Origin of the sequence: Aurantiacibacter sp. MUD61, from assembly GCF_027912455.1 — a bacterium.
GTDB lineage: Bacteria > Pseudomonadota > Alphaproteobacteria > Sphingomonadales > Sphingomonadaceae > Alteraurantiacibacter.
In genome coordinates, this window is sequence record NZ_CP115446.1 from 2,332,182 (window position 1) to 2,356,831 (window position 24,650).

The 24,650-nt window shown below is 60.7% G+C and carries 22 protein-coding genes; 13 read left to right on the top strand and 9 right to left on the bottom strand.

Annotation, left to right across the window (positions count from 1 at the left end; all coding sequences use genetic code 11):
- Positions 1-4 precede the first annotated feature (4 nt).
- From O2N64_RS11220 to O2N64_RS11235, 4 genes are all read left to right on the top strand, one after another.
- A complete protein-coding gene (locus O2N64_RS11220) occupies positions 5-541 on the top strand; it encodes a hypothetical protein (protein WP_271077681.1) in 537 nt (178 codons plus the stop codon).
- Between the two features lie 48 nt (positions 542-589).
- On the top strand, positions 590-931 hold the full coding sequence (locus O2N64_RS11225) for a hypothetical protein (RefSeq protein WP_271077682.1): 342 nt from the start codon (positions 590-592) through the stop codon (positions 929-931).
- Positions 932-992: 61 nt separating this feature from the next.
- Positions 993-4,460, top strand: coding sequence for a DNA polymerase III subunit alpha (dnaE, locus tag O2N64_RS11230; protein ID WP_271077683.1), 3,468 nt, complete (start codon positions 993-995; stop codon positions 4,458-4,460).
- A gap of 8 nt (positions 4,461-4,468) precedes the next feature.
- Positions 4,469-5,305 carry a helix-turn-helix domain-containing protein gene (locus O2N64_RS11235; protein ID WP_271077684.1) on the top strand — a complete coding sequence of 279 codons (837 nt, stop codon included), beginning with the start codon at positions 4,469-4,471 and terminating at the stop codon, positions 5,303-5,305.
- Between the two features lie 100 nt (positions 5,306-5,405).
- Here the strand turns inward: O2N64_RS11235 and O2N64_RS11240 are convergent, their stop codons facing one another.
- From O2N64_RS11240 to O2N64_RS11260, 5 genes are all read right to left on the bottom strand, one after another.
- Positions 5,406-6,533: an OmpA family protein gene (locus tag O2N64_RS11240; RefSeq protein WP_271077685.1), complete on the bottom strand. Its 1,128-nt coding sequence runs from the start codon at positions 6,531-6,533 to the stop codon at positions 5,406-5,408.
- 123 nt (positions 6,534-6,656) lie between these two features.
- Complete coding sequence (locus O2N64_RS11245) at positions 6,657-7,736, bottom strand: PA0069 family radical SAM protein (RefSeq protein WP_271077686.1); 1,080 nt, start codon at positions 7,734-7,736, stop codon at positions 6,657-6,659.
- A 75-nt stretch (positions 7,737-7,811) separates the two neighbouring features.
- Positions 7,812-8,339 (bottom strand): molybdenum cofactor biosynthesis protein B, encoded by a 528-nt coding sequence (gene moaB, locus O2N64_RS11250; RefSeq protein WP_271077687.1) that lies wholly within the window; start codon positions 8,337-8,339, stop codon positions 7,812-7,814.
- Complete coding sequence (locus O2N64_RS11255; RefSeq protein WP_271077688.1) at positions 8,339-10,087, bottom strand: transglycosylase SLT domain-containing protein; 1,749 nt, start codon at positions 10,085-10,087, stop codon at positions 8,339-8,341. The genes moaB and O2N64_RS11255 overlap by 1 nt, the downstream gene beginning before the upstream one ends.
- A 22-nt stretch (positions 10,088-10,109) precedes the next feature.
- Positions 10,110-11,069, bottom strand: coding sequence for a uracil-DNA glycosylase family protein (locus O2N64_RS11260; RefSeq protein WP_271079696.1), 960 nt, complete (start codon positions 11,067-11,069; stop codon positions 10,110-10,112).
- Here O2N64_RS11260 and O2N64_RS11265 point away from each other — a divergent pair.
- The 7 genes from O2N64_RS11265 (at position 10,975) to O2N64_RS11295 (ending at position 18,987) form a co-directional block, all read left to right on the top strand.
- Positions 10,975-12,570, top strand: coding sequence for an electron transfer flavoprotein-ubiquinone oxidoreductase (locus O2N64_RS11265; protein ID WP_271079652.1), 1,596 nt, complete (start codon positions 10,975-10,977; stop codon positions 12,568-12,570). The genes O2N64_RS11260 and O2N64_RS11265 overlap by 95 nt on opposite strands.
- 4 nt (positions 12,571-12,574) lie before the next feature.
- Positions 12,575-13,387 carry a 4-(cytidine 5'-diphospho)-2-C-methyl-D-erythritol kinase gene (locus O2N64_RS11270; RefSeq protein ID WP_271077689.1) on the top strand — a complete coding sequence of 271 codons (813 nt, stop codon included), beginning with the start codon at positions 12,575-12,577 and terminating at the stop codon, positions 13,385-13,387.
- Positions 13,384-14,112, top strand: coding sequence for an N-formylglutamate amidohydrolase (locus O2N64_RS11275; protein ID WP_271077690.1), 729 nt, complete (start codon positions 13,384-13,386; stop codon positions 14,110-14,112). Before O2N64_RS11270 ends, O2N64_RS11275 begins: the two co-directional genes overlap by 4 nt.
- 96 nt (positions 14,113-14,208) lie before the next feature.
- Positions 14,209-16,071, top strand: a complete 1,863-nt coding sequence (gene ilvD / locus O2N64_RS11280; RefSeq protein ID WP_271077691.1) for a dihydroxy-acid dehydratase — start codon at positions 14,209-14,211, stop codon at positions 16,069-16,071.
- Positions 16,068-16,397: a hypothetical protein gene (locus O2N64_RS11285; RefSeq protein WP_271077692.1), complete on the top strand. Its 330-nt coding sequence runs from the start codon at positions 16,068-16,070 to the stop codon at positions 16,395-16,397. Before ilvD ends, O2N64_RS11285 begins: the two co-directional genes overlap by 4 nt.
- Before the next feature lie 2 nt (positions 16,398-16,399).
- On the top strand, positions 16,400-17,794 hold the full coding sequence (locus O2N64_RS11290; RefSeq protein ID WP_271077693.1) for an NAD(P)H-hydrate dehydratase: 1,395 nt from the start codon (positions 16,400-16,402) through the stop codon (positions 17,792-17,794).
- Complete coding sequence (locus tag O2N64_RS11295) at positions 17,791-18,987, top strand: class I SAM-dependent RNA methyltransferase (RefSeq protein ID WP_271077694.1); 1,197 nt, start codon at positions 17,791-17,793, stop codon at positions 18,985-18,987. The genes O2N64_RS11290 and O2N64_RS11295 overlap by 4 nt, the downstream gene beginning before the upstream one ends.
- On the opposite strand, the gene O2N64_RS11300 is transcribed toward O2N64_RS11295, so the two are convergent.
- The 4 genes from O2N64_RS11300 to O2N64_RS11315 are packed head-to-tail and all read right to left on the bottom strand — an operon-like array spanning position 18,984 to position 21,747.
- Positions 18,984-19,766: a hydrolase 1, exosortase A system-associated gene (locus O2N64_RS11300; protein ID WP_271077695.1), complete on the bottom strand. Its 783-nt coding sequence runs from the start codon at positions 19,764-19,766 to the stop codon at positions 18,984-18,986. The two genes, O2N64_RS11295 and O2N64_RS11300, sit on opposite strands and share 4 nt — an antisense overlap.
- Positions 19,763-20,413, bottom strand: a complete 651-nt coding sequence (locus O2N64_RS11305) for a hypothetical protein (protein ID WP_271077696.1) — start codon at positions 20,411-20,413, stop codon at positions 19,763-19,765. Before O2N64_RS11305 ends, O2N64_RS11300 begins: the two co-directional genes overlap by 4 nt.
- 5 nt (positions 20,414-20,418) lie before the next feature.
- Entirely contained in the window at positions 20,419-20,748 is a 330-nt protein-coding gene (locus O2N64_RS11310; protein ID WP_271077697.1) for an acyl carrier protein, read from the bottom strand.
- Positions 20,749-20,760: 12 nt separating this feature from the next.
- Positions 20,761-21,747: a GNAT family N-acetyltransferase gene (locus O2N64_RS11315; RefSeq protein ID WP_271077698.1), complete on the bottom strand. Its 987-nt coding sequence runs from the start codon at positions 21,745-21,747 to the stop codon at positions 20,761-20,763.
- A gap of 25 nt (positions 21,748-21,772) precedes the next feature.
- Here O2N64_RS11315 and O2N64_RS11320 point away from each other — a divergent pair, with 25 nt between their 5' ends.
- On the top strand, positions 21,773-23,275 hold the full coding sequence (locus O2N64_RS11320; protein ID WP_271077699.1) for an acyl-CoA ligase (AMP-forming), exosortase A system-associated: 1,503 nt from the start codon (positions 21,773-21,775) through the stop codon (positions 23,273-23,275).
- Positions 23,272-24,498: a pyridoxal-dependent decarboxylase, exosortase A system-associated gene (locus O2N64_RS11325; RefSeq protein WP_271077700.1), complete on the top strand. Its 1,227-nt coding sequence runs from the start codon at positions 23,272-23,274 to the stop codon at positions 24,496-24,498. The genes O2N64_RS11320 and O2N64_RS11325 overlap by 4 nt, the downstream gene beginning before the upstream one ends.
- Positions 24,499-24,650: the final 152 nt, after the last annotated feature.

Here is a 24,650-nt window from a genome sequence, read left to right on the forward strand (position 1 = left end):
GCCGATGGCTTTGCTGGCCACATCGCTCGCTGCGCTCATGCTGTTGCAGGAGGGCGCGGCGGATTTGCCGATGCCCGCGGAGGCGGAACAGCCCGCAGCGCCGTGTTCGGGCGAGGAGTTCGCCGCTTTCGACTTCTGGGTCGGCGAGTGGACTGTCGCGCCCAATGGCACGGAAGCGCCCATAGCCTACAGCCGGATTGAGCGCGTCGCAGGCGGGTGCGCCATTCGCGAGACATGGATGCCCTTTCGCGGCGGCGACGGGGTGAGCCTTACCACCCTCGATCCGCGTACCAGCACGTGGCACCAGCTGTGGATCGGCAGCAATCCGCAGCGCATCACCTTCGAAGGCGGACCAGCCGGCGATGCGATGGTATTGAGCGGGTACTGGGGCACCGATGATGACGACGCGCCGCAGCTTGTCCGGATGACCTATGCGCCGCGCGAAGACGGGACCGTTCGCCAGCACGGCGAGATGAGCACCGATCATGGCGCGAGCTGGAGCGACAGCTTCGACCTCATCTACAGCCCGCGCGAAGAGTAACCAAAGCGCGCGCACCGGCGAAGGTACCGGTCAAAAGGAGATACTCGCATGCTCGAGTCCATATCAGACTGGTTCCTCTCACTTGGCGCGACCTACGGGGTTAATCCGTGGATCTTCGGCGCAATCTACGTCGGCGCGATCCCCTTCTTTCTCGCCTCCGTCGGGTGGATCGTGAAGAATGCACGGGCGGGCAAATCGACATTGCTGCCCACCATGCTGGCAGGCTTCTTCTTCGTATCCGCCTACCTCTACCTGGCGATCGTGGGGCAAAATATCCCGGTGTGGGTGTGGATCTTCCTCGCGGTGCTGGTGATCTACGGCGCGATTTCGCAAGTCCGCCAGACCCGCCGCAAGATTGCAGAGGCGCAGTTGGAAACGTCAGGCGAATAACCCACCGGCTTTTCCCCAGCGCAGGCTTTGCGAATCTGCGCGCGATCACCATAGTGAAAGCATGGCCTACGCACCTTTCGTTCCGCTCCGTGTGATCTCGAGCTACTCGATGCTCGAGGGAGCGATTGACCCGAAGGCGCTGGCCAAACTGGCGAAAGAACGCGGTTTTCCCGCCATCGCCATTTGCGATCGTAACGGGCTGTACGGCTCGACCATGTTCTCCGGCGCTTGCGTGGGCGAAGGTGTGCAGCCCATCATCGGAACCCTTCTCGGCGTGCGGCGTGGTGAGGGCGAACCCGTCGACTTCCTGCCGCTCTATGCGCAGGATGAAGATGGCTGGAACAACCTTTGCTATCTCGTCAGCCGCGCCCATCTGGACAGGCCGCTGGAGCTTGAACCCCATGTCACCTGGGAGGACTTCGCAGGTCACACCGCTGGGCTGATCGCTCTTACTGGGGCCAGTGGCGGAACGGTCACGCGGCTGCTGGCTGACGGGAAAGAACGCCGCGCCCATGAAGTGGCGGAGCGGCTGTCCGCCCTGTTCCCGGATCGACTCTATGTGGAACTGGCGCGGCGCGGTAATCCGATCGAGGAAGCGGCGGAAGAGGGCTTGCTCAATCTCGCCTATGCGGAAAACCTGCCGCTGGTTGCGACCAATCCAGCCAACTTCGCCGAGCCGCATCAGCACAGCGCGCACGACGCCATGCTGTGCATCGCCAATTCCTCACAGATCGACAGTGCGGACCGCCCGACATCCAATCCACAAGCCTATGTCAAATCCGCCGCGGCGATGGAGGAACTGTTCGCCGATCTGCCTGAAGCGACCGCCAACAGCCTCGTGATCGCCCAGCGCACCGCCTTCGCTCCGCCGCGCCGCGCGCCGATCCTGCCCAGCCTTGCAGGCGATCAGGAAGGCGAGGCGCGTATGCTGGAAGAGGATGCGAAGCGCGGTCTCGCCGCACGGCTTGAGCTCTATGACGAGCTCTCCGATGAAGAGCTGAAAGTCTATATGGAGCGCCTCGATTACGAGGTCGGCATCATCAAGAACATGGGCTTCCCCGGCTACTTCCTGATCGTTGCCGACTTCATCAAATGGGCGAAATCGCAGGGGATACCGGTGGGGCCGGGGCGTGGCTCGGGTGCGGGTTCGCTCGTTGCCTGGGCGCTGACCATTACCGATCTCGATCCCATTCGCTTGGGCTTGCTGTTCGAACGGTTCCTCAACCCGGAACGCGTTTCCATGCCCGACTTCGATATCGACTTCTGCGAAACGCGTCGCGGCGAAGTCATCCGTTATGTGCAGGAGCGATACGGTCACGACAAAGTCGCGCAGATCATCACCTTCGGTAAGCTGAAAGCGCGCGCCGTGCTGCGCGATACGGGCCGCATTCTGCAAATGCCCTATGGGCAGGTGGACCGGCTCACCAAAATGGTGCCCAACCATCCGACCGATCCGTGGACTCTGCCCCGCGCCCTCAATGGCGTTGCCGAATTCAAGCGCGAATATGACAACGACAATGAGGTGAAGCGCCTCGTCGATCTGGCGATGCAATTGGAAGGCTTCCCACGCAATTCCTCCACCCACGCCGCCGGTGTTGTGATTGGAGACAGGCCGCTTAGCCAGCTTGTACCTCTGTTCCGCGATCCGCGCTCTGACATGCCGGTCACTCAGTTTGACATGAAACATGTCGAGGATACGGGTCTTGTGAAGTTCGACTTCCTCGGCCTGAAAACGCTCAGCGTGCTACGCAAGGCGGTGGACCTGCTTGGCAGACGCGGCATCACCGTCGATCTCGATACTCTGCCGTGGGACGATACTGGCGTATTCGATCTGCTCAAGCGCGGTGATACGGTCGGCGTGTTCCAACTTGAATCCGAAGGAATGCGGCGCACGCTGACAGCGGTGAAGCCGACGAAGTTCGAGGACATTATCGCGCTCGTCTCGCTCTACAGGCCGGGCCCGATGGACAACATCCCGCTGTTCGGCAAGCGCAAGGCGGGTGAGGCGCCGATCGAATACCCGCACGAAAAGCTCAAAGGCATTCTCGAAGAGACCTACGGCATTTTCGTCTATCAGGAGCAGGTGATGCTCGCCGCGCAGATCCTCGCCGGATATTCGCTCGGCGATGCCGATTTGCTTCGCCGCGCCATGGGTAAGAAGAACCAGGCGGAAATGGACAAGCAGCGTGCGCGCTTCTGCGATGGCTGTCTGGAAGTGTCGGGCATCGAGAAAGCGGAAGCCAACGCGCTGTTCGACTTGATCGACAAATTCGCCGGATACGGTTTCAACAAATCGCACGCCGCCGCCTACGCTTTGCTCAGCTACCAGACGGCGTGGCTAAAAACGCATTATCCCGAAGAGTTCTACGCTGCGTCCATGTGCTTCGACATGCACCAGTCGGAGAAGCTGGCAGTGTTTGTCGATGATGCCCGGCGCAATGGCATCGACCTGCTTGGGCCTGACATAAATGCGTCGGAGGCCGAATTCGTGGTCGAGGAGACTGACGAGGGCTGGGCGGTGCGTTACGCGCTCGCAGGGATACGCAATGTCGGCGAGAGGGCGATGGAGCAGGTCTTTGCCGAGCGCATGGCGCATGGACCATTCGAAAGCCTTGAGGATGTGTTCAAGCGTCTGCCCGCTGGCTCGATGAATCGGAAGCAGCTGGAAGGCCTTGCGGGCGCGGGAGCTTTCGACTCGCTGGAGCCGAACCGCGCCAAAGTGCTCGCCAATGCAGACATGCTGCTGGCGGTGGCTGATGCGGCGAACCGTGAAAAGGCGAGCGGTCAGGCTGCGCTTTTTGGCGGGCAGGATCACGCCGAACCATCACTCAAGCTGGCCGAGGCTGAACCATGGAGCCGTGGCGAGCAGATGGCTGTCGAACGCGACACTTTCGGTTTCTATTTCGCCGCGCATCCGGTTGCGGAATTCAAGATGATCGCATCCGCGAATGGCGCGCGTAGCTACGCCTCGCTCATGGAAAGCGGCGCTGAAGGTGGTCGCCAGAAGGCGGTGATGGCGGCCATGGTCGAGAGCGTGAACAAGGGTCGCACGAAGCGCGGTGCGGAGTTCATCCGCGCGGACTTCTCCGACAGCTCCGGGCAGTTCAGCGCCGCCTGCTTTGAAGAAACGCTGGTCGACAGTTTCCAAAAATGGGCAGAGGACGGCACGTGTCTTTTGCTCAATGTCGAGCTGGACTCGCCCAATCCCGATGATCCGCCGCGGGTCACTGTCCGCGGGGCGCGGCCACTATCTGAGGTCACGAGTTTTGCGCGCATGCAATTGACGGCTGATGTGCATGACGTCGCTGCGATTGCGACGCTTCAGGACGTGCTCGAACTGGGCAAGGCGGGACATGGCGAGGTGCAGATCACTCTGCATATAGACGGCGATGTCGCGCCCACTCTCCTGTTGGGGCGCGACTTCGCTCTATCGGGTGAAGTGGTCGACGCCCTTACCGGGGTCCCCGGCCTCTCGAATGTCCAGATGAGCCCCATTCGCGGCGTTGGACATCTCAGGCTGGTGGCTTAAAACGGGGCATGGCGGATGCGCTTGGTGATCTGACGGAGAAAGAGAAGGAGGCGCTGCGTCTGCTGCTTTCTGGCCATGACGCCAAATCGAGTGCGCGCGAACTCGACATTTCCGTCCACACAATCAACGATCGTCTCCGGAACGCCCGCCGCAAATTGGATGTGTCGAGCAGCCGCGAGGCCGCAAGAATTTTGGGGGATGCCGAGGACGCGACACCCCAAAACCATGCGCGCAACGATTTGGGGAGTGCCAACGGCGACATCGGACGCGATCCTTCTTTCCACGCCATCAGTGAGAGTTCCGGATCCTCCGGCTCGGATTGGCGTATGAAAGGACTTGTGATCATGACTTGCACCATTGCAATCGCAGCGCTTGCTGTTGCCATCACTAATGCCGGTTTAGATACCACCCCTGAAACAACTCATTCTGAAGACAATTTGGCCGAGGCGTCTGACTTCGAAGCCTCTCCTCCGATTCAGAGGGCCGAATCTGAGGAGGCCGCCCGCGAATGGCTCGCCCTGTTGGGGGCAGGCGATGCCCAAGCAGCTCGCGAACGCGCTGCCGAAAATAGTGAGCTTTTGCGACCCTCCGATGATTGGTGGGAATTGGGTGTGGCCTTGCATCGAAACAACCACGGTGTGCTGATCCGCCGCGAGCTACTTACAGTTGAGCAAATCCCAGCGCCGCAGGGCTCGGGCGCAGATGCGGCAGAACTGCTCACGTTTTATGTAGATTATCAGAAAACGCCGAACGCTATCGAGCAATTGGCGATGTATCGCGTTGACGGTGAATGGCGACCCGCAAATTATGACCTCGAGGCGCCCGAAGAAGACGGCTGCGAATAGATATCTACCGTAAGTTCGCACGCGCCCGATCGCAGATGACAAAAAAGAAGGGCCGGGAGATCGCTCTCCCGGCCCGTTCTGTTTGCCTTGATGGCGTGACTTACATGCCCGAGTTCGGACCGTAAGTGATTTCCACACGACGGTTCTGCAGTTCGCGAACACCGTTTGCGGTCGGCACGCGGAGATCACTTTCACCGAAAGCTTCGCTCATGATGCGGCTAGCCGGGATACCACGCGAGGTAAGGTATGCCTGGACCGATTCGTTGCGACGCTCAGACAGGCCGACGTTGTAGTCAGCCGGGCCCGAAGTATCGGTGTGACCGGCGAGCATGATGCGCGCGGTACCGCAATCGCCATAAGCGGTGACAGCCGAGTTGAGTACGGTTGCTGCTTCCGGCGTGATGTCGCTCTCATCCCAATCGAAGAACACGATGTAGGGGCCCGTGTTGCACTCAACGACCGGCGGCGGAGGCGGCGGCGGAGGAGGCGGGGGCGGAGGAGGCGGCGGAGGCGGCGGCGGGGGCGGAGGAGGCGGCGGAGCCGCTTCTTCGCCGCCGAAGTTGAAGATGAACGTGCCGAGCAGCGAGTGCGAGGACACGTCTGCATCGAAGGTACGACCAACGGTGTCGATGTACTGAACATCAGTCACCTTGTGGTACTTGTACTTCAGCGAAACGTCGATGCTGTCGGTCAGCGGAGCGTAAAGCTGGCCGATCGCCTGCCATGCGAAGTTCGCGTCATCATCGTCCAGGAAGCCCGGGCCGGTGGAGTAGGTGCGGACATCGTTGAAGCCAGCGTTGGTGATGCCTACACCGCCGCCGATTGCGACGCCGATGCCATCATTGCCGCCAAGGTCGAGCAGGGCATTGAACATACCGCTCCACTGCGAGCCATTACCGCCGACCGGGGTCTGGAAACCACCGACGAGGTTCGAAGCGGCATCAACGGGAACACCCACGAATGCAGCATCGACCGCATCGATGTCGAATTCGCGATAGGCGCCTTCGACTTCGAAACGCACCGGACCAGCATCGTAGCCGAGAACCAGTTCACCTTCCCAACCATGGTCAAGCTCAAGGATGATTTCATCCAGGCCATCATCGAGGTCGATATCTTCCGGCGAAACGACACCGAAGCCGGCGCCGAAGTAGAATTCGCCATCCCGCGCCGCAGCAGGCGTGGCGATGCACGCTGTCCCGGCGAGGAGGGCGATGGTAACTTTTTTCATCAGGTATTCCCCCAATTAACACGAATTACGAATCGATGCGCAGTAACTGCCAATCGAACCGGACTGACAATGCCACACACTTGCGGGGGGTGTTAACCCAAAACCGCACGCGAAGCCAATGTTTCACAACAGTTGTAGCTGTCCGTCCACACTTGGGCGCCGAAAATTACCCGTTTCGAGGTAAAAATTTTGTTTTTTTACACAATTTTTGCGGCAGGCGACCCGGAATCGGGTCCGAAAAAGCTCTGCCCAGACCCCGCTTGGCCTCAGTCGGCTGAAAAATTCGGGGTCATTATCGCGCCCGTTGCGGATCGATCGCACGATGCTCATCACCTTTGATGCGCGATCCGGAAAGTGAACGTCCAGCCATTCGCGAAACAAGGGCGCGACTTCATGCGGTAGGCGCAAGGGTATCCAGCCAATGCTCCCAACGCCCGAGGATGCAGCTTCCGCAATAATCTCTTCCATGAAGGAATCGGTGATCGCCGGTATGATCGGCGCAATTGAGCAATGCGTTGGAACGCCCTGATCAGCCAGCACTTTGAGCGCCGTCATGCGCTTGGCCGGGGCGGCTGCCCGCGGTTCCAGCTTGCCGGACAAGACGGGATCGAGGCTCGTCACGGATATCGCCACGGCGACGAGCTGATGCCGCGCCATCTTCGTAAGCAGCTCCAGATCCTGAAGGACCCGGTCGGACTTGGTGGTAATGGTCACCGGATGGCGGCAGTCGAGGCAGATTTCGAGCAGCTGGCGGGTGATGCGGTAGCGCTTTTCGATCGGCTGATAGGGATCGGTGTTGGTCCCCATTGCGATGGGTTTCGGAACATATTTGGGCCGCGCAAGCGTTTCTCGCAGCAAGCGAGGGGCATCGGGCTTGGCGAAAAGCTTCGTTTCAAAATCCAGGCCAGGCGAAAGATCGTGATAGGCATGGGTGGGGCGCGCAAAACAATAGACGCACCCATGTTCGCATCCACGGTAGGCGTTGATCGAACGATCGAAGAAGATGTCTGGCGATTGGTTGAACGAAAGGATTGTTTTTGGATGCTCTTCAGTCACCTGCGTCTGGAGTTTTAGCGGCGGACCATCGAGTTGCTCCATCGCGTCGCGCCAGTCGCCATCCGCATCCCGTTGTGCAAGTCCAAAGCGATCCGGCACGACCGCTGACTGGGCACCGCGCCCCTTTATGGTCTCATGCTTGAGCATGGAACATAAATAGAACAAAGGTGGATTGTGGGCAAGCCTTGATGTGGCTCAGGCCCGTTGCCGCTTCGTGGCCCCTTAGCGCTCGTTCAACCGCGGCATCAGTTGCACAAAATTGCAGGGCCGGTTTCGGCTATCCAATTGCTCTCGCAAGATGCGATCCCAACCGTCCTTGACCGCACCATTCGATCCGGGAAGCGCAAAGATATAGGTCCCGCCCGCGAGCACGGCGCAGGCGCGCGACTGGATGGTCGATGTGCCGATCAGATCGAAGCTGATCCAGCGGAAAAGCTCCCCGAAGCCCGGGATATCCTTGTCTTTCACCAAATCGAGCGCTTCGGGCGTGACATCGCGGCCGGTCAGACCTGTGCCGCCGGTTGTGATCACCGCATCGACGTCGGAATTCTTGATCCATTCCCGCAGCTGGTCGGCGATTATCTCCGCGTCGTCTCTGACGATCGCTCGCTCAGCCAAGCGATGTCCGCTGTCGGTAATTCGCTTTGCCAAAATGTCGCCGGAAGTATCGTCTTCAGGCGTGCGTGTGTCCGAAATGGTAAGCAGTGCGATTGTGATCGGCACGAATTCGCGCGTCTCGTCAATCGCCATCAGCGCTCTCCGGCGGACATATACACGCGCCCATCACTTCCTGTGCCGTCGGGGAACATAGGCCAGTCATTTTGTGCAAGGGCGCTACGCGTGGGCGAGGCAGCATTGGCCTGCCGCTCATACATCCAGTAATTACGCATCACGATCGCGACATAGCCGCGCGTCTCCCAATAGGGGATCGACTCCATATAAAGCAGCGGGTCACCCTGATCGTTCACTTCGGAAACCCAGCGCGTGATCGGAGTGAGCCCGGCATTATAGGCAGCCATGATTTGCGGAAGGCGTCCTTGAGTCGCCGAATTGCGCGCGACCATCTGCAAATTGCATTGCCCGAGCGCCAGGTTCATAGAGGGCTCGAAGACATTGATCGAACTGGCGGATCGGCCCACGCAACCTGCATGCTGCCGCAAAGTCGGCGGAGTGATCTGCATCAATCCCTGCGCGTTCGCCGGGCTGACTGCATCGGCGCGGAAGACAGACTCCTGCAAGATATGTGCGAAAGCCAGAGCGGGATCGACTTGCCATCCGTTGAACGGCGCAATGCGCGGCGCGGGGAAGTGCGATGCCGGATCAGCCTCCGTGCCGCTGGGAGCGTTGAGCGCCATGTAGATCTGCGTGCGCGGGAAGCCGAGCGCGCGAGCGAGCCTCGAAAGCGGCGCATATTCCTCCGTTCGACCAATGCGCGCCTGATGCAGCAGCACCTGGCTACCCAAAATGTCGCGCCCGATCTCGGTCAAGGCCACGGCAATGCGCACATTTTCGATATTGCCGATGCTCTGCCAATCTTCCTGGCTGAGATCAGCGCTTTCGACCCGGTCCGGCAATTGGCGGCCCAATTGCTCGGCCGCGAGCATGCCATACATCACCCGGTCATCGACCGCGGCATTGTTGAGCATCTGGGTGCTCAAATCAGGCTGGCGACATCGCAGGGCCGCGCGCGATCCCCAATAAAGCGCCGCAGCGCGCAGATTGGGGCTGTCTGCTCCGGCAGCAGAGCGCTGGAAATAATCGAGCGCGTTCTGGCAATCGCCAAGCCGCCAGGAAGCGAGGCCCGCTACCCAATCGCCTTCGGCAACCCATGGACCGGAACCTGCGCCAACGGTTTGGGCCAGGGCGAGCGCTTCTGCATCGCGGTTCTCGATGTAATAGCTCCATGCGACGCGCTGGCGCCATTCGGCACGCGCTGCTGAGCTGAGCGAGGCATCTACGCCATCCAGAAGCAACCGCGCGCCATCGGGATCATCATTGGAAATGTGACTGAGAATGGATGTCCGCACGCTATCGGGCATGGTGCCATCGTTGATTGTGCGCGGACGGTTGCGTCTTGGCATCTCGCCGCGCCTGCTGAATTGACGCGCGTAGGGGAGGTCGGGCTCTCTCTCGAGCCCGCGGGTGACGCCAAGCCGACCCAGCTGTTCGGCCTGTGGCAAATGCGCTCCGCTATCCAGCACATCGAGGATTTCATAGAGCTCTGCGCGCGGAGAGCTTGCGTGCAAATAGTATTCCGCCCGCGCGACATCGTGCAGCAGTCCGTCGGATCTCTGGTCGAGCAGTCGCTCGACCTCATCCCAACGCTCGGCGTCGATGGCGCGGAACAACTGACCGTAATATTCCCGCTCTTCGGCATTCAATTGCTGCGGCACCTGCGGGTTGGCGATCCGAGCCGTAAAGTAGGTGCGAGTATCCTGTGCAGCTGCGCCCGGTGCAGAGAGTGCACATGCGGCGGAAACTGTGGCAAGAGTTGCCATCAAGGTTCTGAAAGATCTCATGTTATGAAGTCCAGTGAAGCAATCTTTTCCAAAGTCGGGCACTCTGGCGCGGATGGTCTAGCAATCGTTCAGGGGCAAAAGTGGCGAGGGCAGGAATGCCCCCGCAATCGGAAAATTCTTCGGGCAGGGCTGCAGCATCATGGCCGAGAAGTGCGGGCAATTTGCTGCCCATCACAAGCACCCGTCGCGGCGATACCAAGGCGATATGTCTCTTCAGAACTTCACCCAGCCCCGACGCGCCAAAACCATCCCAGTCGGGCAAAGGCATGTGCGCGGGCAAGGCGCTCGCGAAATAGGCCGAGTTGGTCTCGATCGACAGGCTCTTGAGAATATTGCCGAGCAGAACACCGTCGCGGTTGCTGAAAAGTGTCTCTCGATCCTGCGCCTCCGGCATGGTGCCCAAAATCATGAGCTCCGCATTTGGAACGCCGCGCGGCGCAACGCGCGGGCCGCTGCCGGCGGGCAGGGCAGTATCCGGTGACATCCACCAGCTCTGGAATGCAGCAAGATCGGTCGGAATATCGGCGGTCGCGATTGCCGGGGCGGCGGGCGCTTGGGCTTCTTCGCTGGCCGGAGCCGAGGGCTTCGTAACCTTGGGCCGTTCGGGCTCTGCTGCGGCGAGCCAATTCTGCGGTTCGTCTTCAAAATGACCATCGACCCCGGCATCGCGCCACCAGTTGAGCGCGGCCGCATAATCATCTGCGAGGGATTTTTCTGCGTGATTTTGCATATTCAGGCCAAAGGCGGTCTTGACCTGTGGCAGGGCGTCGATCAAGTCCCCTTGCAACGGAACATCGGTAAAACGGGATGAAATGATGGTTGAACGGGAATCAATGCCCGTAGACGTGGTAATCGTCGGCGGTGGTGTGGCTGGTTTGGCTGCTGCCATCCGACTGAAACAGGTGAATGAAGAGCTCGAAGTAGTGGTCCTTGAGAAGGGCTCCGAAATCGGTGCGCACATCCTGTCTGGCGCAGTAGTCGATCCGAAGTCTCTGGACGAGTTGTTGCCTGAATGGCGCGATATGGACTGCCCGATGGCCGAAACGCCGGTCACCGACAATTGGCACTGGATGCTGTCCAAAGGCGGCAACGTCTCAATTCCGCATCTCGCCATGCCGCCTTTTATGTCGAACGACGGCTGTTACACGGGTTCGCTTGGCAATCTGACGCGTTGGCTGGGCGAACAGGCAGAAGCGCTCGGCGTGATGGTCTTCCCCGGTTTTCCGGCTGCAGAAGTGATCTTCAATGAAGATGGCTCGGTCGGCGGCGTGATCACGCAGGACATGGGTGTGGCCGCTGATGGCAGCCACAAGCCCGACTTCCAGCCCGGCATGGAAATCCAGGCCAAATACACCCTCTTCGCAGAGGGCGCGCGCGGCAATCTGACCAAGATGATGAAAGAGCGCTTCGATCTGGAGGCGAATTGCCAGCCGCAGGTTTATGGCCTCGGCATCAAGGAATTGTGGGATATCGATCCCGACAAGCACGTGCCCGGCCGCGTGATCCACACGCAGGGCTGGCCGCTTTCCGAAAGCGATACCTGGGGCGGCGGCTTCCTCTACCATCAGGCGAACGGTCAGGTTGCAATCGGCTTCGTGACTGCGCTCGATTACAAGAACCCCTATGTTTCGCCCTTCCAGGAATTCCAGCGCTGGAAGCACCACCCCGCCATTCTGGAATATCTCGAAGGCGGGACGCGTGTCGCTTATGGTGCGCGCGCTATCAACGAGGGCGGTTGGCAGAGCGTGCCCAAGCTCGCGTTCCCCGGCGGCGCGCTGATTGGTTGTGCTGCGGGCTTCGTGAACGTGCCCCGCATCAAGGGCAGCCACACCGCTATGAAAAGCGGCATGCTCGCAGCCGAAAGCGTGGCCGCTGCCATCGCTGCGGAACGTGAGCACGACGAGGTTGCTGATTACGATTCCAACTTGCGCGAGAGCTGGATCGCCACGGAGCTGAAGAAAGTACAGAACGCACAGCCGATGGTCGCCAAGTTCGGCGGCGATGTCGGAACTGTGTTGGCCGGCATCGACATGTGGATGCGCCAGCTCAAGATCGGCGTGATCCCGGCGATGAAGCATCATCGCGATCACGAGGAACTGCAGCGGGCCGATCTGCATAAGCCGATCGACTATCCCAAGCCGGACGGCAAGATCAGCTTCGATCGCCTCACAAGCGTATCTTACAGCTTCACAAACCACGCCGAGGACCAGCCCAATCACCTCAAAGTGGCGGACCTTGAATTGCAGCGTGAGAGCGAGCTCGAAGTCTTCGCCGGACCCTCGACGCGCTATTGCCCTGCAGGTGTCTATGAATGGGTGACCGAGGAGGGCGAGGAGCCCAAATTCGTGATCAATTCGCAGAACTGCGTCCACTGCAAGACCTGCGACATCAAGGATCCGAACCAGAACATCAATTGGACCACGCCCGAAGGCGGCGGCGGACCGAATTATCCGAACATGTGACGCCTTGCGGCTCCAAGAAACTGCCTACGCCAAGATCAACCTCGCGCTGCATGTTCGTAAGCGGCGCGAGGATGGCTATCATGAGCTGGAGACTTTGTTCGCCTTTGTCGATGCGGGTGACACGCTAGTGGCGACCTCCGCCGATGCCGACACTGTCACCGCGGTCGGCGAATTTGGCGGCGTTTTAGACAATCCCTTCGACAATATCGTCGCGAAGGCGTTCAACGCGCTTCCGCGTCCTGATGGTCTTGCGATTACGCTGGAGAAAAACCTTCCGGTCGCCGCGGGTCTTGGTGGTGGCTCGGCCGATGCGGGCGCTGTGTTCCGCATTATGCGCGACGCTTATGGCCTCCCGGATGACTGGCATGCCCGGGCAGCTAAGATTGGGGCAGACGTACCTGCCTGTGTTGAAAGCGTGACCTGCATCGGTCGCGGAACAGGCACCGAGCTGGAGCCTATCGACAATGATCTTGGCAGCACACCGGTTCTGCTCGTCAATCCGCGCGAGCCGCTCGCCACAGGACCTGTGTTCGCGGGATGGTGGGGCCATGATGATGGGCCGCTGCCCGAAGGAACCGCGCGCGACATCATGATGTACGGCAAGAATGGCTTGGAACAATCGGCCATCGATCTGTGTTTCCCGATAGCAGACGTTCTTGAACAATTGCGTGCGACTGATCCCATACTGGCGCGCATGTCCGGGTCTGGTGCGACATGTTTTGCGTTGTTCAACTCCCTGGAAGACCGTGACATGGCCAGTGATCGCATTGGCCAAAAACGCCCCGAATGGTGGCAGATGAAAGGAAAACTTCGATGAGTGATCCCGTGTTCCGCTTTATTGGCGAGGCGACCCGAGGGGGCATCGTCGCGGTATGCGATCACGCATCGAACCGGGTGCCCGAAGGCATCGAACTCGGCGTGTCTGCAGAAACTCTGGAAAAGCACATTGCCTATGACATCGGCGCCGCCGGCGTGGCAGAGCGCCTCGCGCGTCGTCACGGAATTGCCGCGATGCTTTCAGACGTTAGCCGCCTCGCGATCGATCATCACCGCGAAGAGGATTCGGACGGGCTTATCCCGACCACCAGCGACGGTATCCTCATCCCCGGCAATATCGGCGCCAATCGCGAGAAACGGCTCGATGATTATTATCGTCCCTATCACAAGGCGATGGAGACCTGGCTGGAACAGGTCAATCCGGGGCTGATCCTCTCGATCCATAGCTTTACACCTGAGCTGGAGAGCAAGCCCGGCGAGGAACGGCCTTGGGAAATCGGCCTGCTTTACAACAATGATGACAGTGCCGCGCTGCACGCGATCCGCCTGTTCGGAGAGCTGGGTGTCACGGTCGGCGATAACGAGCCCTATTCGGGCAAGGAACTGAACGCGACGATGAACCGCCATGCGGAAGCCATGGGCCGGCCCTATTGCGCCATCGAAATTCGCAACGATTTGATCACGCAGGAACGCGGTCAGGCGCGCTGGGCAGCAATCATTGCCGACGTTGCAGGTCGCGTGAAGCTGGCACTCGAAAGCGCCTAAATCGCGCTTCGCACCCGAAAAGCTTTTCCTCTTGGGGATTGGGCACCGCTTCCGTTACGTTAGGAGCATTGACGCTAGCCGGACTTAGGATACCGCATGCCCGCTTACCGATCCCGAACAACAACCCACGGCCGCAACATGGCGGGCGCGCGCGGCTTGTGGCGCGCCACGGGGATGAAGGACGGCGATTTCGGCAAGCCGATCATCGCGGTCGTCAATTCCTTTACGCAGTTTGTGCCGGGACATGTGCACCTCAAAGACCTCGGCCAGCTCGTCGCGCGCCAGATCGAGGCCGCTGGCGGTGTAGCGAAAGAGTTCAACACGATCGCTGTCGATGACGGCATCGCCATGGGGCATGACGGCATGCTCTATTCGCTGCCGAGCCGCGACCTGATTGCCGATAGCGTCGAATATATGGTCAACGCCCATTGCGCCGATGCGATGGTGTGCATTTCCAATTGCGATAAGATCACGCCCGGCATGCTGATGGCAGCGATGCGGCTGAATGTGCCCTGCGTCTTTGTCAGCGGTGGCCCGATGGAGGCCGGCAAGGTTGTCGTGAAGGGCAAGGAAGTCGCGCTCGATCTCGTCGATGCGATGGTCGCCGCAGCGGACGAGAGCTATTCCGACGAGGAAGTGGCGGACATCGAACGCTCTGCCTGCCCGACCTGCGGCAGCTGCTCGGGCATGTTCACTGCCAACTCGATGAATTGCCTGACCGAAGCGCTCGGCCTTTCGCTTCCCGGAAACGGCTCGCAGCTTGCCACCCATTCGGACCGGCAGGGCCTGTTTGAGCGCGCCGGCCGCCTCGTCGTCGCTCTGGCCAAACGCTATTACGAAGAGGACGACGCAAGCGTTCTCCCGCGCTCCATTGCGACCTTCGAGGCATTTGAAAATGCGATGAGCCTCGACATCGCCATGGGCGGATCGACCAACACCGTGCTTCACCTGCTTGCCGCCGCGCATGAAGCGGGTGTCGATTTTACCATGCAGGATATCGACCGGCTGAGCCGCACCGTGCCGTGCCTGTCCAAAGTCGCGCCAGCCAAGAGCGATGTGCATATGGAGGACGTGCACCGCGCCGGCGGGATCATGGCGATCCTTGGCGAGCTAGACCGGGCGGGGCTCCTGCACACGGCATTGCCCACCGTGCACTCTCCAACCATGGGTGACGCGCTTGATGATTGGGACATTGCTCGCAATGCGAATCCCGTGGTCCACGATTTCTATAAAGCCGCACCGGGCGGCGTGCCAACACAGACGGCTTTCAGCCAATCGCGCCGGTGGGATGCGCTCGATCTTGACCGCGAACAAGGAGTAATCCGCTCCGCCGATCACGCCTTCAGCAAGGATGGCGGACTGGCCGTACTTTACGGCAATATCGCCCGCGATGGCTGTATCGTGAAAACGGCGGGGGTCGATGAAAGCATTTTGACATTCTCCGGCCCTGCCAAGGTCTATGAAAGCCAGGATGCGGCCGTGGAAGCTATCCTTGCAGACGAAGTGGTGGCGGGCGACGTGGTCGTGATCCGCTACGAAGGACCCAAGGGCGGGCCGGGGATGCAGGAAATGCTCTATCCCACCAGCTATCTCAAATCGAAGGGACTCGGTGCCGAGTGTGCCTTGCTGACTGATGGGCGCTTCTCCGGCGGCACATCGGGCTTGTCGATCGGCCACGCTTCGCCAGAGGCAGGCGAGGGGGGAGCAATCGCTTTGGTTGAGCCGGGCGACCGGATCGAAATCGACATTCCCAACCGTACTATCAATCTCGCAATCGGCGACGATGAACTGGCCGCGCGTCGTGAAGCGATGGAGGCGAAGGGGGAAGAAGCATGGCAGCCCGCAGAGGAGCGCCCGCGCCGTGTCACCCCCGCTTTGCAGGCTTATGCTGCGATGACAACCAGCGCTGCAAAAGGCGCCATTCGCGATGTTTCGCAAGTGACCGGGCGACATAAATGATCCGCTCCGCTCTCGCCTGCGCTACGATACTTCTGGTCGGGTGCTCTGAAACTGAAGACCAGCCCGCAGGGACTCCGGTGTCTTGCGCCATCGGCGGCGCACCGAATTTCGCTGACGACTGCACGATGGAACGCGCGGATCGCGAGGGCGAGCGGCTCGTGATCGTGCGCCACCCGGACGGGGTGTTTCGTCGCTTCGAAATCGGTGTGCCAGAACGTGGCCTGATCACAGCGGACGGAATGGAACAGGCTGCAGTCGAGCGCCGTGATGGCTTTGTCGAAGTGCGCGTCGGTGCCGATCGCTATCGCCTGCCGATCACGGACTGACTGTGCGCGCGCCGGAGCAAATCCTCACCGCTGAGCAGATGCAGGCCGCCGAGCAGCGGCTGATCGATGGCGGGACGACGGTCGAAAGTCTGATGGAGACGGCCGGAGCAGGGGCGGCTGAGTACGTTTATCGTGCCTGCGGCACCCGTTCTGTCACCGTGCTTTGCGGCCCCGGCAATAATGGCGGCGACGGCTATGTCATCGCGCGCCATCTGCAAACCCGCGGGGTCGAGGTGCAGGTGGTCGCTCCGCTCGATCCGGCGACCGATGCCGCGAAAGCTGCCCGTGCAGCCTGGGGCGGAAACCCCGTCGAGTCAGCGAGTGGAGCGGTCTTTGTCGACTGTCTGTTCGGGACTGGTCTGGGGCGCCCTCTCGACGATGATCTCCTCGGCCTGCTGCATGAGCTGGCAGATGCGCATGAGTACCGGATCGCCGTCGATCTGCCGAGCGGTGTCGATAGCGACAGCGGCGAATTGTTGAATGACACCCTGCCGGAATATGATTGCACAATCGCGCTTGGCGCGTGGAAGTTTTCGCATTGGCTGATGCCAGCGATGGATCAGATGGGCACGCGCAAGCTGGTCGATATCGGGGTGGAGGCTGTGTCCTCTGCCGCACACCTGTCGCGAGCGCCCCAACTCACGGCGCCGCCGCGCGATGCTCATAAATACAGCCGCGGCCTGTTGTGCGTGATCGCAGGCGACATGCCCGGCGCATCGGTGCTGGCCGCCAGCGCCGCACGCCATGGCGGGGCGGGCTATGTCAAAATCCTTGCCGCCGAGGATTCCCAATATTTCACTGCACCCCACGATGTCGTGATCGAGCGTGGATCGCTCTACGATCTCGTCAGCGACCGCCGGATCGATGCCTTTCTGATCGGACCGGGCCTTGGCCTCAGCGATCAGGCCCGCGCGCGCCTCGACTGGGTGCTCGCCTGCGACATACCGACGGTTTGCGATGCCGATGCGCTGACGCTGCTTGAGCCCAGCATGATCGAAGGGCGCGACTGCCCGATCATCGCCACTCCCCACGCGGGCGAGCTTGACCGGCTTGCAAACGCTTTCGAAGCGACCGGCATGGACCGTGTGGAGATGATCAGCGAGCTGGCGGAAGATATCGAAGGCGTGCTCGTGGCGAAGGGGCCGGACACTTTGATAGGGTCGGCAGGTTCAGCCCCCGTTATCATGCCGCCCGCTCCAAGCTGGCTCAGCACCGCGGGAACTGGCGATATTCTGGCGGGCCTGATTGCCAGCAGACTGGCGACCGGTGTGTATTCGCGAAAGGCAGCGGAACAGGGATGCTGGCTGCATCGCGAGGCGGCGAGGATAGCAGCGCCAGCTTTCAGCGCAGACCAGCTTGTTGAAGCGGTTCCGGCGGCTTACAGCGCCTTTCTGTGAGTGAATTTCAGACAATTGAACGCATTGCCGCACTGGGCGACGGCGTAACCGCAGATGGCGAGCACGTCCCACTGACTGCGCCCGGCGACCGGGTGTTTCTCGACGGACGCGTGGATCGTGGCGACCATTACGTTGAACCCGTATGCCGGCATTTCGCCAAATGCGGTGGGTGCCAGCTCCAGCATTGCGATGAAGCTGCACTCGCGCAATTCGTGAGCGAGCGGGTGACATTCGCCGCCCGTTCGCGCGGTCTCGATCCGGTGCATGTCGCACCGCCCGCAATGTCTCCGCCACACAGTCGACGACGTGCGAGCCTGCGGGCGATAAACGGTGGCGGGAGGCCGCTGATCGGCTTCAACGAGGCGGGTTCGCACCGCGTTATCGACCTTCGCGAATGCCACGTGCTGGAGCCCCGGCTTTTCGCGCTGCTCGAACCGCTTCGCCGCTATTTCGCACGTCTGAAGGGCAAATATTCGATCACGATCGAGCTGACGCTGGTCGATCAGGGCGTGGATTGCGGTATCGGGAATTTTACGCCCGAGGGGCTGGAGCAGACCGAAGAACTGCTAGATTTCTGCCGCGATCATGGCCTGGCGCGCCTGACGTTGGATCATGGATACGGCGCCGAAAGCTTTTGGGAGCCGGAGCCGGTGACCGTCACACTCGGCGGGCATCCGGTTGCTTTCCCGCCCGGTGCCTTCCTTCAGGCGACCAGGCACGGCGAGGATACGCTGGTGTCAGCTGCGCTCGAATGGCTGGAGCCGTGCGAGCATGTCGCGGACCTGTTTTCCGGCCTCGGCACTTTCGCGCTGGCGCTTGCTGTAAAGCGGAAGGTGCTGGCGGCGGAGGCTGACAGGGCGGCCATGCTCGCGTGCTGCACAACCGCCAATCTTGCGCGGCTTCCGTTGGAATGCGCGCATCGCGATCTCTTTCGCAATCCCTTGCAAGCGACCGAATTGGCGCAGTTCGATGGAGTGCTGCTGGATCCGCCACGCGCGGGCGCGCGCACGCAGATCGAGCAAATTGCCAAAAGCGATGTTTCCCGCGTCGTCTACATCAGCTGCAATCCATCGAGCTGGGCGCGCGATTGCGAGATGCTGAAAGATGCCGGCTTCACACTCGCCGAATTGCGCCCTGTTGGCCAATTCCGCTGGTCGACCCATGTCGAACTGGCGAGCCTGTTTACGCGCTAGGCCCGCAAAATGGCGAGTATCTGCTCGTCCAGCCATTCACGAGCGTGGTCTTCGACATAGGCATGGCTTGCGCCCTGGCAATGTCTGACGGGTGCCTCGTCTCCGGCCCATGCTGAGGCAAAGGCCCGACCGGTACGATCATTGTCCGCGATCAGAAAGCTGCGGGCCACTGCACTGTCACGCATCGCTGCCTGCATCTGCGTGGGAAGATCGCTGAGGCCTTCTGAAGGTGCCAGTGCAGCCTTGATGCCGGTACGCAGCGAAGCGAAATTCACCTTTCCGGTGAGCAGACGCAGCACTTGGCGTGGATCCCGCAATCTTTGCGCATAGCGCTCCCTGATCGCATCCGGCGGGGGCATGGCGGCGTCATCGGCCTCGTCCTCGAATGTCCATGGGTTGGACAGGATCAGGTGATCGAAACCCTCTCCGCCCATCAGCATCAAGGCGCTGGCGGCATCGCAATTGCCGAAAGCGACGATCCGGGTGAGCGATGGGCACTGTCGGCGAAATTCGCTCTGCGCCGCGCGAATATCCTCGGCACTCCCGCGAAAGCCAGAGTTCTCGCCTTCACTGTCACCGATACCGCGCCGATCAAACCGCATCACTGCGAAACCACGCGCGGCCATTCGCGCTGCCAGAGCCGCTTGTCCGCCAAAAGCCCCGCTTCGTATTTCATTCCCGCCGCTAACGATCATGAGCCCGACCGATGCGTCTCCGCCGTCGATCGTCCCGACCAACTTGTCGCCCTCGCAGTCGAAGCTGACGTGCCGGCGGCTCATGACATCAAGGCTTCAATACGCGCCGCTAGAGCTTCGCTCTGATCAGCATCGTGGTCCGGTTCCGCGCGCAGCCACAGCGGGGCACCACCGATCTCCGCCTGCGCAATTGTGGAGGCATTGACCTCTGAGACAGAGGCATTCTGCAGCGCGCGAACCATATCTGCGCTGAGTTCGTAACCGGCGACAGTGATGCCCTCGCGCTCTGCCTCAGCAAGCAGCTCCTCGCGAGACACCTCGCGTCCGGCTTCCCGCTCGCTCAGCACGCGCGCCCGGATCATGCTGCGCAATTGACTGGCAGGAGAATGCGGCGCGTAAAATAGGCAGGGCAGGGAGGTGGAAACGCACGCTGCTCCCGCGCGGATGGCCAGAATGTGCGTTGCTCTAAACGCCTTGCTGAATTCCTCTACCGCGCGAATCCAACTCTCAAGTGACTGCTCCCGAAGCGGGGCAAGACTCTCATTGGTCCCCGGGAGGTCGATTAAAGCGCTGTCGATCGCCGCAACATCAAGCGCGCGCATCGTCTCCACGATCAGGTGGCGCAGCTTGTTGGCTTCATCGAATAGCGGATGAACAACCAGCAGGCGCTTGCCGCGATCAGCGTCGAAGCGCACGGAATAGGCATCTGAGGGCCAGGTGCCCACCAGCATATGCCTTAGCTGTCCTGGGTCGCCTGCGCGGCCTTTTCGCTGCGTTTGGCAACGAGAAAGTCGAGCAACCCACCAAAGGTGCCGAGCATGTCGCCATCGACCTCATCATCTTCGATCAGGATGTCGAGACGATCTTCGAGCTCTGTGAGGAGGCCGGCCACCGCCATGGAGTCCAGTTCCGGCAAATCCCCGAACAGGCCGGAATCCTCGTCCAGTTCGCTCACGCGCTCGTCCGAAAGACCCAGAACGTCCTGCAGCACCTGTCGCAGCACCAGCTCGGTTTCGACGGGGAGTTCGCCAGCTTCGTCGGCCGGCACGGGAAGATTGCTCGCCATAGTGATTTCGCCCTAGCCAGCGGTTTCACGGCTGACAAGCTTGCGGGTCATCGCCTTGCCGATGCGCAGCCAATTGCGCGGCGAGCTTCGCCGATAACAGGTAAGCCGCCAGCGAAGCCGCTTTTGCTCCATCCAGTCGCGTTTGTAGGGATCGTCACCCGTGCCGAAATCGACCTGCTGAACCCGGTCCATATCAATCACATGTTGAAAGAGAGCGGCGGTGAGGGTGGTGCCCGGTGACAGCGCCTTCGCGTCCTTCCGGTGTGCTAGTTTGTGAATATAGGCAGTGCCGCCGTCTACGGTCCAGAACTGCGCGGCTATTGCTCTGCCTTCATGGCGCGCGATTGCAAAGCGATAGCGACCGGCGGTGCTTTCCTGCTCGGCAAAGGCGCGTAATACCTCAGGCGCGCCTTCTTCGGGCTTCCAGCTATCGGTGTAAATATCCTCGTAGGCCTCCCACTCGCTCTCATCGAAGCGGGTGGAGAGTGTGACATCGACTTTCTTCGCCTTGCGTTTCAGCGTCGTGCGCAATTGCCCTGGGCGATCGGCGAGAAACGCAGCGTAGTCCCGCGTGCCAAGGTCGAGGTAATGATTCACATCGCAAGGCTCGCGGGAAACGAACCATCCTGCTCGGCGGAAAGCCCCTTCGCACGCCGTGGCGTCGCCGGTTTCGTCCGGTAATTTATCGAGCATGACGCGGTCTGCGCGGCGGGAAATATCTTTTGCCAAGGCTTCAAGCATTGGCCGTGAAGGCGGCGCAGAGGTTCCGAGGGGAGCCCAGGTGAAGGCGTACCAATTGCTCAGTATCTCGAGCCCACCGTTCGTCTTGCGTTGCGGCAGGGCCACCGCGTCATGCCCGTCCTGGGCCAGAGCGAACAGCGCATTTTCAGCATTGCTTTCAAGCAGGCGAAACCACTCAAGACGTGCAAAAGGGCCATCCGCGAGCCAATCAAACTCTTGCAGATCGTTAACCGTGTCGTGATAGCTGACTGCCGTCACCGAAATTGTCTTCCCTCGAGGCCCAATGTCCACCACGCCCGATCCCGTGCCCAAGCCGCTCGATCACCTTACCGAATGCGGTGAGGATGGCGACCCGGCACTGGTCCTGCGCGGCGAAACGCTTAGCTGGAAGGACTTAAGAAGCCGTGTTGGCCGGATGGCTGCATGGCTGGCGGAGCAGGTCCCGGAAAAGGGCGCGCGGGTCGCGACCTGGGACTCGAAGGGTGAGCTCACGTGCCTGATGCCGCTCGCTGCGGCGCGGGCGGGCTTGGTCCACGTGCCGATCAATCCGCTGCTGAAGCGCGCGCAGGTTAAGCATATTCTCGAGGACAGCGGGGCGACCCTGCTGATCGCGAACAAGGCGCGCTTTGCTTCGCTGGAGGATGGCGATGTGCCGGCGGACTGTCATACGTTCGAAGAGCGGACGATGTTGGCTCAAGTTGCGGAGCTGGGCAATGCATTGGCGCTTTCCGAGGCTGATCCCGGCGATCTGTCGGCGATCCTCTACACCAGCGGTTCCACGGGCAGACCCAAGGGCGTGATGCTGAGCCATGCGAATTTGTGGCTCGGCGCAGTGAGTGTCGCGCACTATCTCGGCATAGCAGCCGATGATGTCACGCTCGCTGTGCTGCCGCTCAGCTTCGATTACGGCCAGAACCAGCTCCTTTCGACCTGGTATGCTGGCGGAAGCGTCGTTCCGCTCGATTATCTGACGCCGCGCGATGTGATCAAAGCGTGTGCGAAGCATTCCATCACGACGTTGGCCGCGGTGCCGCCTTTGTGGGTGCAACTGACCGAACAGGATTGGCCCGCCGAAGCCGTGCAGCCGATGCGCCGCATGACGAACAGTGGGGGCGCGTTGACGGAAGATCTGGTTCGAGACCTGCGACAGATTTTCCCCGATGCGCGACTGTTTCCGATGTATGGGCTCACCGAAGCTTTTCGCTCGACTTATCTCGATCCCGAATTGGTCGATGAGCACCCTACATCGATGGGGCAGGCCATTCCCTTTGCAGAGATCCTGGTCATCGACGAAGCTGGCGAAGTCGCTTCTAAAGGCGAACTGGTTCATTGCGGTCCGCTCGTGGCACAAGGGTATTGGCAGGATGCCGAACGGACAGCGCAGCGCTTCAAACCCGCGCCTGCTGCCTCGCAATATGGCGGCACAGCAGTCTGGTCGGGTGACAATGTAAGGCGCGCGGAGAATGGCCTCCTATATTTCGTGGGCCGCGACGACGCGATGATCAAAAGCCAAGGCAACCGCATCAGTCCGCAGGAGATCGAAGACGCCGCGCGCGCGACAGGTCTGGCTGAGGAAGCAGTCGCTTTTGGTATTGCTGATGAGCGGCAGGGGCACGCCATCCATCTTGTGGTTCGAGGCGAGGGTGATGAGGATGCATTGCGGGCTGCTCTACGCCGCGAATTGCCCAATTTCATGCAGCCGGCGGTTGTGCGGTGGGTCGATGCCATGCCACTCAATCCCAATGGCAAAATCGATCGCACGAAATTGAAGAGAGAAGCGGCATGAAGCCGACTGGACCTATTCCGCCATATTTCGAGACCAAGGACGGCGAGCTGGCGATCGGCGGGCTGACGGCGAGTGCGCTTGTAAAGAAGGCCGGGGATACGCCGCTCTTCGTTTACTCGAAGGAAGCGATTGCCGCGCGTATGCACGAGCTTCGCAAGGCATTGCCCGAGAAGGTACGCCTTCATTATGCAATGAAAGCAAACCCCTACGGCCCACTTCTCGAGATGATGGCAGATCTGGTGGATGGCCTGGATATCGCATCTGGCGGTGAATTGGCGCAGGCGCGGGATGCAGGATACTTGCCTCGCGAGATCAGCTTTGCAGGGCCGGGTAAGCGCGATGACGAGTTGCTCGCCGCGATCCGTGCCGGTGTAACCATCAATCTCGAATCGGAAAACGAGGCGCGGCGCGCTCTCGACATTGGCCGCACGCTTGACGTCGCACCGCGTCTTGCGATCCGGGTCAATCCGGAATTCGAACTGCGCGGTTCCGGTATGAAAATGGGCGGCGGCGCGAAGCCCTTTGGCGTGGATGCAGATCGCGTTCCGGCGCTGGCTCGTGAATTGGTGGATAGCGGCGCGCATTGGCGCGGTTTTCACATCTATAGTGGCAGCCAGTCGCTCGATGCTGAGGCCATCGTCGAGAGTCAGGCGAACGTCATTGCACTGTCCTCGCAGTTGGCGAAGGACGCGGGCGTCGACGTTCCGCACCTCAATATGGGTGGCGGGTTTGGGATCCCGTATTTCGACAAGGACAGTCCGCTCGATCTGACCATTATCGGAAATGGTCTGGCGGAGCAGCTCGCCAATTTGCCAGCCAACCTGATCGAAACAGCCTTCGCGCTGGAACTCGGGCGCTTCCTCGTCGGCGAAGCGGGGGTCTATCTGACTCGCATTGTCGATCGCAAGGTGAGCCACGGAACCACCTATCTCATCACCGATGGCGGCTTGCATCACCAGCTTGCAGCATCAGGAAATTTCGGCACCGTCGTCCGGCGCAATTACCCGATCGCAGTCGCGAACCGCTGGGATGAGGACGCAGCCGAGACTGTCAATGTCGTCGGTTGCCTGTGCACCCCGCTCGATCGCCTAGGCGACCAGGTCCATCTGCCAATGGCCGAAATTGGCGATTTGATCGCTGTTTTTTGTGCCGGCGCCTATGGTGCAAGCGCGAGCCCCGCCGAATTCTTGGGGCAGGGTCCAGCGCTGGAAATGCTGGTGTAACAGCACCTTCCACCATCGTCCCGTCCCGGGACACCACTCCAGAAAACCCGAGAAACCTGCGGTTTGGGACCGCAAGGCTAACGTAATGTTCACCCTTTTTCGCGAGAAGGCGTCGCGTATACCAAAGGGCGAAATGCGTGCGGGGCAATAGA

Coding starts and splice junctions, on each gene's coding strand:
- O2N64_RS11220 (WP_271077681.1), top strand. CDS start 5: ATGGCTTTGCTGGCCACATCGCTCGCTGCGCTCATGCTGTTGCAGGAG.
- O2N64_RS11225 (WP_271077682.1), top strand. CDS start 590: ATGCTCGAGTCCATATCAGACTGGTTCCTCTCACTTGGCGCGACCTAC.
- dnaE (WP_271077683.1), top strand. CDS start 993: ATGGCCTACGCACCTTTCGTTCCGCTCCGTGTGATCTCGAGCTACTCG.
- O2N64_RS11235 (WP_271077684.1), top strand. CDS start 4,469: ATGGCGGATGCGCTTGGTGATCTGACGGAGAAAGAGAAGGAGGCGCTG.
- O2N64_RS11240 (WP_271077685.1), bottom strand. CDS start 6,533: ATGAAAAAAGTTACCATCGCCCTCCTCGCCGGGACAGCGTGCATCGCC.
- O2N64_RS11245 (WP_271077686.1), bottom strand. CDS start 7,736: ATGCTCAAGCATGAGACCATAAAGGGGCGCGGTGCCCAGTCAGCGGTC.
- moaB (WP_271077687.1), bottom strand. CDS start 8,339: ATGGCGATTGACGAGACGCGCGAATTCGTGCCGATCACAATCGCACTG.
- O2N64_RS11255 (WP_271077688.1), bottom strand. CDS start 10,087: ATGGCAACTCTTGCCACAGTTTCCGCCGCATGTGCACTCTCTGCACCG.
- O2N64_RS11260 (WP_271079696.1), bottom strand. CDS start 11,069: ATGTGCGCACCGATTTCGGAGCCCTTCTCAAGGACCACTACTTCGAGC.
- O2N64_RS11275 (WP_271077690.1), top strand. CDS start 13,384: ATGAGTGATCCCGTGTTCCGCTTTATTGGCGAGGCGACCCGAGGGGGC.
- ilvD (WP_271077691.1), top strand. CDS start 14,209: ATGCCCGCTTACCGATCCCGAACAACAACCCACGGCCGCAACATGGCG.
- O2N64_RS11285 (WP_271077692.1), top strand. CDS start 16,068: ATGATCCGCTCCGCTCTCGCCTGCGCTACGATACTTCTGGTCGGGTGC.
- O2N64_RS11300 (WP_271077695.1), bottom strand. CDS start 19,766: ATGAGCCGCCGGCACGTCAGCTTCGACTGCGAGGGCGACAAGTTGGTC.
- O2N64_RS11305 (WP_271077696.1), bottom strand. CDS start 20,413: ATGCTGGTGGGCACCTGGCCCTCAGATGCCTATTCCGTGCGCTTCGAC.
- O2N64_RS11310 (WP_271077697.1), bottom strand. CDS start 20,748: ATGGCGAGCAATCTTCCCGTGCCGGCCGACGAAGCTGGCGAACTCCCC.
- O2N64_RS11320 (WP_271077699.1), top strand. CDS start 21,773: ATGTCCACCACGCCCGATCCCGTGCCCAAGCCGCTCGATCACCTTACC.
- O2N64_RS11325 (WP_271077700.1), top strand. CDS start 23,272: ATGAAGCCGACTGGACCTATTCCGCCATATTTCGAGACCAAGGACGGC.